This window comes from Mesorhizobium sp. M7A.F.Ca.US.006.01.1.1 (assembly GCF_003997935.1).
GTDB lineage: Bacteria > Pseudomonadota > Alphaproteobacteria > Rhizobiales > Rhizobiaceae > Mesorhizobium.
The window spans coordinates 1-9,349 of the sequence record NZ_RZQL01000258.1; the positions used below are offsets into that span (position 1 = coordinate 1).

Consider the following 9,349-nt stretch of genomic DNA (forward strand, 5'->3'; position numbering starts at 1 on the left):
GTCCAGCGGCACCCAGGCATCTTCCGCCCGACCGCGCGCCGTGTTTTCGAGGTTGAAGAAGCCGACATTGATGGGAGGTGTCGAGCCTGCCTTGCGTGCGGCGACGATGGTGTTCAGCACGGCGTTCGAGGAGCCCGGCGAGACTGTGATGCTGACCCCGGGATTGGCTGCCTGGAAGGCGTTCGCCACCTTTTGTGGTACGATTTCCTGAGCGCCCGTCCAGACCTGTTGCTGGATCTGGACGCGTTCCGCGGCCGACGATCGTGTAGCGGTTCCGAAAGTGAGGGCGGCTGCGGACACGCCGGCCGCGCCTAGGAAATGTCGGCGATTAAGCATATGGGTCATGACGTTTCCAAATCTGGTTGAGGGAGGCCTTCAGCTGGGATGGGAGGAAATGGTGATGTCGAGTGCACGCGTGGCGGTCAGCGCCTGATAGATGGAACAGTTTTCTAGGTAGAGCTGACGCAGCCTGTCGGCCTCGAACTGATCGACGCTGTCGATCGCTACGTCGAGATGCAGCGAGCCAAGGTTTGACTGGCCTTCGACGCGCTGAAACCGCGCGTTGATCCGGACCTTTCGGAAAGCGCTCAACTCCGGTTCGACCGCCCCTCTGAACACATTGAGCGCGCAGGTGACCAACGCTCCGCCGATCAGATGCGAGGTTCCAGCAGCGACACCGCGCCCGCCTTTTCCGACTGTCGCGTCTGTCACGATCTGAAAACCGTCGCCGCCTATCAGGAAGCGCCCGGCAATGTCCGTGGTCGCACCCTCGATGCGGACATCCGTGATCATCTGGCTCATGATGTTCCGTCTCTGAAACGTTCGCGCAGCGTCCCGGCCGCGTATTCGGTGCGGAACTGTCCGCGTTTCCTCAGGATCGGGAGAACTTCGTCGATGAAGATGTCCAGCGGTTCGTCGTAATAGGGCAGCGACAGGTTGAAGCCGTCGACGGCGCCCGCTTCCCACCACTGTCCGATGCGGTCGGCGAGCTGCTCAGGCGTGCCTATGAAGTAGCCGCCGTCGTTGCTGCCCTCGAGATGCTTCGCGATGTCGCGCAGCGTGTAGTTCCGCTCTCTTATGAGATGCAGGATCTGTTCGTAGCGGCTCCTCAGACCCTGGACCTCGTTAGGTTCCGGCAGAAGCTCATCCGGTATCCGCTCGTCCAGTCCGATTGCCTCCAGTTCGAGCCCGAACCAGCTGCGCATCGATCCGTAGACGTGATCGGCCGACGAGAGCTCGTGCAGTTCCTCGGCGATCTGCTTCGCCTTCTGCTCGGTATCGGCAAGTACCGGGCACAGCGCGGCTAGTACGGCGATTGCGTTGCGGGGCCTGCCTGCCCGCTCGGTCGCTTCCCGGATCTGGCTGGTAAACGCCAGCGTCTGGTCGAGATGGTCTCCGGGAGCGTAAATCGCGTCCGCATACGTACCGGCAAACTGTTGCCCGCTGGCTGATGCACCGGCCTGAACCAGCAGAGGATGCCCTTGCGGAGGCCTTGGGCTCGTCAGAGGCCCTCGCACATTGAAGTACTTGCCTCGATGATCGATCGCGCGGACCTTGCGGTAGTCGACCAGCGTTCCGGCAGTCTTGTCGGCGACAAGCGCGTCCGCATCCCAACTGCCCCACAGCTTGCGGACGACATCCACGAACTCGGCCGCGCGATCGTAGCGCGTCACATGTTCTAGCTGCGGGCGATCGCCGAAATTGGCAGCCGATTCGGGATGGAAAGTCGTCACGATGTTCCAAGCCGCGCGCCCCTTGGATATGTGGTCGAGACTAGCAAACGCGCGGGCGATGCCAAAAGGGTCGGCGTAGGTCGTAGAAGCGGTGGCAATCAGCCCGATATGCTTCGTCGAAACCGCTAGTGCGGAAAGCAGCGTCAGTGGCTCGAACAGCCAGCTCAAAGCCTTCCACGGATGGCTGATTATCGACAGACCATCGGCGATGAACAGCGAATCGAACTTCGCCGCTTCGACCTTTCGAGCGATCTCTATGTAATAGTCGATATCAAGAACTTCAGCGATTCTGTTTCCGGGCTGGCGCCATCCCGCAAGATGATTTCCTTGCAGTCTCATGAAGAGATTGAAGTGAATTTCTCTGCCAGTCATTCTTAAGCCCGATGCAACAATACTAAGTGAGGAATTTTCGTTCGATACAACTAAAAAGGTTAGTTCGCTCAGCCTGTAGGTCGAAAAATCCTCTTTAACCTTTTATTTCTTTTGAACCACTGCGTCCATGCCAAATATGCCGCTGATTGACCGAGAAAATTCTACTTAAGCGAATCGCCGCGAAAACATTTTGCTTGAATTGCGCAGCGGTTCGAGATCGCTTGCTGCTCGCGATCGGGGCTTACCGGTCCGAAGCCTGGCTTGCCCCGTCATGAACCGCATTGCCTATCACCCGATCATCCGCATTGACGGACTCCTTCTTCAAACCGGTCCTGCACTGCCTGCTAGCCCGCCGCCGCATAACCGCACGCGGCCATCAGATCACGCTTACGTTGCCTCGACATCAGCGCGATTCGAGCCGCCGCAGATCGGTTGGTCGCTTGCGTCCCGAGAGATCCGCGCCGCGCACCGATCTGGTCACCGACAGGTCTCTGGGCGCAGCGGCTGAGTGGCCCGCGCGCTACAACCAAACTGGACTTTCCACCACCTAACAGTCCTGAATATTGGGCACACTCCCGCTGGCGGCGCTTTGGCGACTCTGGCGGCGAATGCGGCTAGGAGCGCACAGCGGTCCTCTGCTTAATCAGTACGACCCTGATTCTCCGGAACAAGCCACAGCCGGGCATCGCCGAGAGATGAAGACGGTATAAGGTAATTCTCTACAAATGCGCTACTTCGTGCGGACTTATCCGACGATCTAGCAAGATGACAAGGAGCAACAGATGGATGTCAATTATGATCTAACCTTGGACCGCGTTGCTGAGGACCGGCAACAGACCCGGATCGACATGGCAGCAGCCTTCCGCCAGGCGGTGAATGATGACTTTCACGAAGGGATTTCCAATCACTTCACATGCAATGTACCGGGCCGCCCCGGTCGGTTTTATGTCAACAGCTACGGTCTACATTGGTCTGAGGTTACCGCTAGCAGCCTAATCGAAGTTAGCTATGACGGAGAGATCGTGGGCGGTACTGGAATTGCTGATGAAACGGCCGTGTGCATTCATGGTCCCATCCACCGCCTTATACCCGAGGCGGTGTGCGTGATGCATACTCACATGCCTTACTGCACGGCCCTCAGTCAGCTTGAGGACATGACCCTCGAGCCGACTGGCCAGACAGCCTTGTATTTCCAAGACAGGATTGCCTATGACTACAACTACAACGGCTGGGCTGACGATTTAGCCGAGGGCGAGCGGTTGGCAGGACTGATGCAGGGTAAACCCATCCTCATGCTCGCTAATCACGGCGTCGTCGTCACGGGCAGTTCTGTCGCGAGTGCCTACTACCGGCTATATTATCTGGAGCGCGCCTGCCGCACCCAAATGTTTTCGATGTGGACGCAACAGCCTCGCAGATTCGTCAAGCCAGAGATCGCGGCCAAGATCGCCGCGCAGCTCAAGAAACCCGCGCCAAGCCTCAAAATGAGCTCCGCCGATTACATGTTCAACGCCTTCAAGCGCAGCTTGGACCGCAACCAGCCGAATTACGTCCTTTAGCCCGACCCTAAAAGCCCGCCCCCACGAGTTGGAGCCGGCTTCGTTTTCGCATAGGCCCAAACGCAATGACTCGCAGGAGGTTGAGGCGTCTTCAGGTCGGTGTGCGCCGCAGGGGATCCGAGAACCCTCAGTAACGAGAGAACCTTAAATGCAACATATAACAACCGGGAGCTTAGCCTCCATGCTTCCTCACCGGGTCCAAGAACTCAGCTCCAGCCAAATCGGACTCGTTGCGGATTTGGGCCGCGACGATCCGTCTGTCATAAAGCTATGGATCGGCGAAGGCGACCTCCCAACGCCGCCTTTCATTATCGACGCGGCGCGCGTTGCTATGGAAGCCGGACACACTCGGTACACCTATGCCCTGGGGCTTCCAGAGCTCAGGGAGGCGCTGAGCGCCTATCACAATCGACACTGGGGCGTGAACATTCCTGCAAACCGGTTCGCGATCACCGCTGGCGGCATGAACGCCATTATGCAGACGGCACAAGCTCTTTTGGATGCAGGCGACGAGATCATCATCCCCTCCCCCGCCTGGGGCAACCTGACTGAGGCAGTAAGGACTACCGGCGGCGTACCCGTAGCCGTTCCCTACCGTCTCGATAGCGGCGGCCGCTTCAGTCTCAGGCTTGATGACATCTTGGCCGCGATCACGGACCGCACCAAGATTATTGCCATCAACTCACCCTCGAATCCGACAGGTTGGATAATGCCTCTCGGCGAGATGGAGGCGCTCCGTGATGTGGCGCGGGAACGCGGACTTTGGATATTGGCGGATGAAGTTTACGCGCATTTTGTATACGGCAATGCGCTCGCCCCGTCTTTCCTACAAATATGCAATGATAGGGATCTTTTAATTGTATGCAATACCTTTTCCAAAAACTGGGCCATGACCGGGTGGCGTGCCGGATGGCTTGTGTATCCGACAGGCTTGGACAATACGTTCGCCAAACTCGGTAATTACAATACTACATCCATTCCGACCTTTATTCAGCATGCAGCCGTCACTGCGTTGAACGAGGGAGATGAGTTCATCCGTAACATGGTAGTTCGTTGCACGGAAAGCCGGGCAATTCTGACTGAGGGCCTATCGCGGCTCAAAAGCGTCAGCGTCTTTCCCCCAGCAGGCTCGTTCTATTTAATGGCGCGTGTGGACACCGGGGAAAGCAGCCTCGACATTGCAATTCGCCTCCTAAGGGAGGCGAAAGTTGGCGTCGCTCCGGGGACGGCGTTTGGAGCGGATGGAGCAGGCTTCATTCGAATTTGTTTTGCTATAAGTCCGGAACTGGCGCGCGAGGCTGTCAACCGGTTGACGGGGTTTTTCGGGTTGAAGTAACCTCCAACTCCCTAACGAGCTCGGCATGCCCCATGCCGACACCGGCGGGCAGGCGCTGAAACTTCTCTCGCCAGACCACGGTTCGCAAAATTACGCTGATTGTTATCGACGGCGATAATCTGCTTCTCGCGCCAACAAAGGGCGATAGCGTGGCCGGAATATCAGCTTCTCGGTCGGATCGTCGGGCAGCTACTGTATGAGAAGTCCCGTCGTGTTCTTCATGGGCGAAATGCGATGGGATCGCCGAGCAGATGACGCAGCACCTTCTTCAGGAGTTGCCTCGTACCCCTCGATGCTCCGCGACGACCCCTAGAATAATCTGCGTCACACTCGCCACCTCCCCGCGTAGTGTTCGTTCATTTCGTCGCGGTCGCGTGCAGCGGCCTCAAGTGCCTCATCTTCATCGACTCGCTCTCAATCGGGAGCGAACTGAGGTTCGCGACCCATCGAGCGAAAGCAACGCACGTCGGTCAACGCATTGAATAGCAGGAGCCGCGGAGCGCTGAGAGGGGTCGTCCATGTTCAGCAGCGGAGTGTCAGATAGCAGAGCGCGCATTGGGATCACGTTACAAGAGTGCGTCAACTTGCGTAGCGCGCGCGTCGCTTCTGCCGCGCACCGATCCGGTAGCATTGACTATAGAACTAAAATCGCACGAAAATCATTGACATTCGTCCGCGTTGGCCCGGTTACCACGAGATCGCCGATGCCGGCGAAGAGCGTATAGGCGTCATTGTCGGCAAGCCGGTCTTTCGCATCGAATCCGAACGCGGCGGCGCGGGCGAGCGTATCGGGTGCCACATGGGCGCCCGCATTGTCCTCACTGCCGTCAATCCCGTCGGTGTCGCCCGCGATGGCGTATATGCCGGGCGCGCTATCAAGCGCAACCGCGAGGCCGAGTAGGAACTCGGCGTTACGGCCGCCGCGCCCCTGTCCGGCCATAGTGACGGTGGCCTCACCGCCGGAGAGCAGGACGCAAGGCGCGCGCGCTGGCTCGCCGTGCAACTTGGCTGATCGCGCGATCCCCGCCATGACCTTGGCGACCTCACGCGCTTCGCCCTCGATCGCGTCTCCCAGCAGAACCGGCGTCACTCCGGCCGCGCGGGCGCGAACCGCCGCTGCTTCAAGAGACCTTTGCGGCGCAGAAATGATGATGTTCTCGACGGACTGAAAACGCGAATGACCCGGTTTCGGCGTCTCCGACTGCGGGCTTCGCAAATGGGCGACAACGTTTGCGGGTGCCTCAATCGCATAGCGACGCAGAATAGCCAGCGCCTCCGCCGACGAAGAAGCGTCCGCGACTGTCGGCCCCGAAGCGACGACGGCGTGATCGTCGCCGGGTACGTCGGAGATGATTAGACTTACGACCTGGGCCGGCGAGGCCGCGAGCGCGAGGTGGCCGCCCTTAATCGCAGAGAGATGCTTGCGAACGCAGTTCATTTCGCTGATGCTGGCACCGCACCTGAGCAGCGCGCGATTGATTGAGCGCTTATCATCGATCGTCAGGCCCGGCGCGGGAGCTGCGAGCAATGCCGAGCCCCCTCCGGATATGAGGCATAGCACGAGATCGTCGGCGCTCAATCCCCTGACGCGATCGAGGATGCGCAATGCCGCACCCTCGCCCGCCGCATCGGGCAATGGATGCGACGCCTCGACGACTTCGATGAATTTCGTTGGCGCGCCATGGCCGTAGCGGGTGACGACGAGTCCCCCGAGTGGCCCGTCCCAGGCGGCTTCGACCGCCGCTGCCATCGCCGCCGCAGCTTTGCCAGCGCCGACGACGATAGTCCGTCCCTTCGGCCGCGCGGGGAGGAATTGTGCGACCCGCTTCCCTGGCGAGGCCGCATCGATCGCAGCTTGGAACAGGTTTGCCAGAAAAGCGCGCGGTTCGTTCATGGATATCTCTCCAACGCAGTGTAGACGCGACAGCCAGTTGCGTCCGGCGCGAAGCGCCTAAGTGCACCAACCTACGGAAGCGGCGCGGTCAGCGACCGCACCTACACAGCTAACCTTTGGCGATTTCGAAATTCGCCATCAATTCCAGTGCGCGCACCATTGCCGAATGATCCCAAGCCGCACCCCCGCGCGCGGCACAGGAGTTGAACAATTCCTGCGCCATCGCGGTATTGGGCAGGGATACGCCCAAGGCGGCGGCGCTGGAAAGCGCGAGATTGAGATCCTTCCGGTGCAATTCGATCCGGAAGCCAGGTGCGAACGTGCGCTTGATCATCCGCTCGCCATGCACTTCGAGGATGCGCGATGACGCAAAACCGCCCATCAAAGCGCTTCGCACCTTTGCCGGGTCGGCGCCCGCTTTCGCCGCGAACAGCAGACCTTCGGCGACCGCCTCGATGGTGAGGGCTACGATAATCTGATTGGCGACCTTAGCCGTCTGGCCGTCGCCGACGCCGCCGACATGGGTGATGTTCTTGCCCAACAATTCAAAGATCGGCTTAACCCGCGCAAACGCTTTTTCCGTCGCCCCGACCATGATCGAAAGAGTCGCCGCCTTGGCCCCAACTTCGCCGCCGGACACCGGCGCGTCGACATAGTCGCAACCCAAGGCTTCGATCTGCGTGGCGAATTGTTTGGTAGCAATCGGCGAGATCGAACTCATATCGACGACGATCTTGCCCTTGGAGAGCCCGGCGGCAACGCCCTTCTCCGCGAACAAAGCGTTTTCGACATCAGGCGTATCCGGCACCATCAAAATAACGATCTCACTGACCCGCGCGACCTCGCTCGGATTCACGCATGCGTGTCCCTCGCCTAAGAGACCCGCAGGCGGACCGCTGCGCGAATAAAGCCGAACCTTATGCCCGCTGCTGATGAGGTGCCCCGCCATCGGCGCGCCCATGACGCCGAGGCCGATAAAACCGATGTCCATGATGCAGATCCCTTATGTGGTTGAGCGTCCTGTCTCCAGGCGCTGAGCCAAGCCAATTTCCACTTGCTCATTTGGCTTCCATTCCGCGCCCATCCGACGGGGATTGGACGTATGCTGGCTGCAGTAGAACGGGACACATCCCGCCCGGATTCTGGGGACCGGGACTCCTGCGCTCTTGATATCTCACGCGCGTCGCATGACGCTTCATCGTAGCCGTGAGTTCCGCCTCCATGCGCTGCATACTTCAAATGTCATTGTGCGGCTTGCAATTGCTCGATCCAACCAGTTCGATCACATTGGCGGTTCGTACGCCAAGATTCATCAGCCGGAGATACGCTAGGCGGTTTCTCAACGGCTTGTTGCCCAGGAGACAGTTGCAAATAGGGCGGCAGTTCGGATCCTCGGTGATTAAGTATCACTCTTTGGTCACGGAGTTTTGCAGCAATCCTATTTTGTCAATCTCAACTTCGACGCTGTCACCATGCTTCAGCCACAGCGGTGGTTCGCGTCTCAATCCAATGCCTCCTGGCGTGCCCGTCACGATTACGTCGCCAGCCTCGAGGCGTGTAAAGCTGGAACAATACTCGATGAGAGCCGGAACATCGAATATCATCTGCTCCAGCAGCGCATCTTGGACTACCTCCCCGTTGAGGCGCGTCTGTATTCGCAAAGTTCCGAGCGCTCCAACCTCATCCCTTGTCACCATCCAAGGCCCGAAGCCCCCGGTTTTAGGGAAATTCTTACCTGGTGTGTATTGGCTGGTGTGCCTCTGGAAGTCGCGCACGCTCGCCTCGTTGTAGCAGGCATAGCCCGCAACATGAGCCATTGCCTCACCACGCTGAATATAACGCCCGGCCGTGCCAATAATCACGGCAAGTTCACCCTCGTAATCAAAGTAACTAGAGATCCGGGGGAGAATGAGCGCCGTCCGATGTCCCGTTTGGGTATTGGCAAAACGAGCGAAGATCGTGGGTTTTTCCGCATCGGAATGACCGATCCCGCTGCTATGGGTATCGTAGTTATGTCCGACGCAAATAATCTTGTCGGGGTTGGGGACTACCGGTAGCCATGTAATCGCGCTGATAGCGTGGCTTTTGGCCCGTGATCGAGCGTCCTCCACCGCCGCCGCAAGCGCATCTGCGGACAGGAAAGCTTTCAAATCGGCGAATTGCCTTTTGAGAGCCGTGCCCACATCGACGATTGTCTCTCCTTCAATCAAACCCCAGCTGGTTGTCTCACCGAGACGGTAGGATGCAAATTTCATCGAGATACGTCCTTGAAATTGTGATTTGAGGGATATCCAAGTTGCTCTAGACAGCGCGAGGGAGCCGCGCCAAGCAGGTTGTAAGCGGCTCCCGGCTTCTCATCGGTGCGGAAGGATCATGGAAGGGAGCGCTACGCTTGCGTTTGCAGCGCGAGCCCTCCGATCGCACGGAGATTGACGCGAGGATTAATAGCCCTTGC

Annotated in this window: 8 protein-coding genes; 2 read left to right on the forward strand and 6 right to left on the reverse strand. The window is 58.9% G+C overall.

What is annotated here, in order from left to right:
- The 3 genes from EN943_RS30880 to EN943_RS30890 all read right to left on the reverse strand — a co-directional run.
- The coding region (locus EN943_RS30880; RefSeq protein WP_127415855.1) for a twin-arginine translocation signal domain-containing protein at positions 1-345 on the reverse strand (345 nt) is incomplete at its 3' end.
- A gap of 30 nt (positions 346-375) precedes the next feature.
- Positions 376-801 carry a hypothetical protein gene (locus EN943_RS30885; RefSeq protein WP_127415856.1) on the reverse strand — a complete coding sequence of 142 codons (426 nt, stop codon included), beginning with the start codon at positions 799-801 and terminating at the stop codon, positions 376-378.
- Positions 798-2,105 carry an LLM class flavin-dependent oxidoreductase gene (locus EN943_RS30890; protein WP_127415857.1) on the reverse strand — a complete coding sequence of 436 codons (1,308 nt, stop codon included), beginning with the start codon at positions 2,103-2,105 and terminating at the stop codon, positions 798-800. Before EN943_RS30890 ends, EN943_RS30885 begins: the two co-directional genes overlap by 4 nt.
- Positions 2,106-2,887: 782 nt before the next feature.
- Here EN943_RS30890 and EN943_RS30895 point away from each other — a divergent pair.
- Together EN943_RS30895 and EN943_RS30900 are read left to right on the forward strand one after the other, a co-directional pair.
- Positions 2,888-3,664, forward strand: coding sequence for a class II aldolase/adducin family protein (locus EN943_RS30895; RefSeq protein ID WP_127415858.1), 777 nt, complete (start codon positions 2,888-2,890; stop codon positions 3,662-3,664).
- Positions 3,665-3,845: 181 nt separating this feature from the next.
- Positions 3,846-5,000 carry a pyridoxal phosphate-dependent aminotransferase gene (locus EN943_RS30900; protein ID WP_245476041.1) on the forward strand — a complete coding sequence of 385 codons (1,155 nt, stop codon included), beginning with the start codon at positions 3,846-3,848 and terminating at the stop codon, positions 4,998-5,000.
- 634 nt (positions 5,001-5,634) lie between these two features.
- On the opposite strand, the gene EN943_RS30905 is transcribed toward EN943_RS30900, so the two are convergent.
- The 3 genes from EN943_RS30905 to EN943_RS30915 all read right to left on the reverse strand — a co-directional run bounded on the left by EN943_RS30905 (position 5,635) and on the right by EN943_RS30915 (position 9,149).
- Positions 5,635-6,894, reverse strand: a complete 1,260-nt coding sequence (locus EN943_RS30905) for a glycerate kinase (protein WP_127415860.1) — start codon at positions 6,892-6,894, stop codon at positions 5,635-5,637.
- A gap of 109 nt (positions 6,895-7,003) precedes the next feature.
- Positions 7,004-7,885 (reverse strand): 2-hydroxy-3-oxopropionate reductase, encoded by an 882-nt coding sequence (locus EN943_RS30910; RefSeq protein WP_127415861.1) that lies wholly within the window; start codon positions 7,883-7,885, stop codon positions 7,004-7,006.
- 415 nt (positions 7,886-8,300) lie between these two features.
- Positions 8,301-9,149 carry a fumarylacetoacetate hydrolase family protein gene (locus EN943_RS30915; protein ID WP_127415862.1) on the reverse strand — a complete coding sequence of 283 codons (849 nt, stop codon included), beginning with the start codon at positions 9,147-9,149 and terminating at the stop codon, positions 8,301-8,303.
- Between the last annotated feature and the right edge of the window lie 200 nt (positions 9,150-9,349).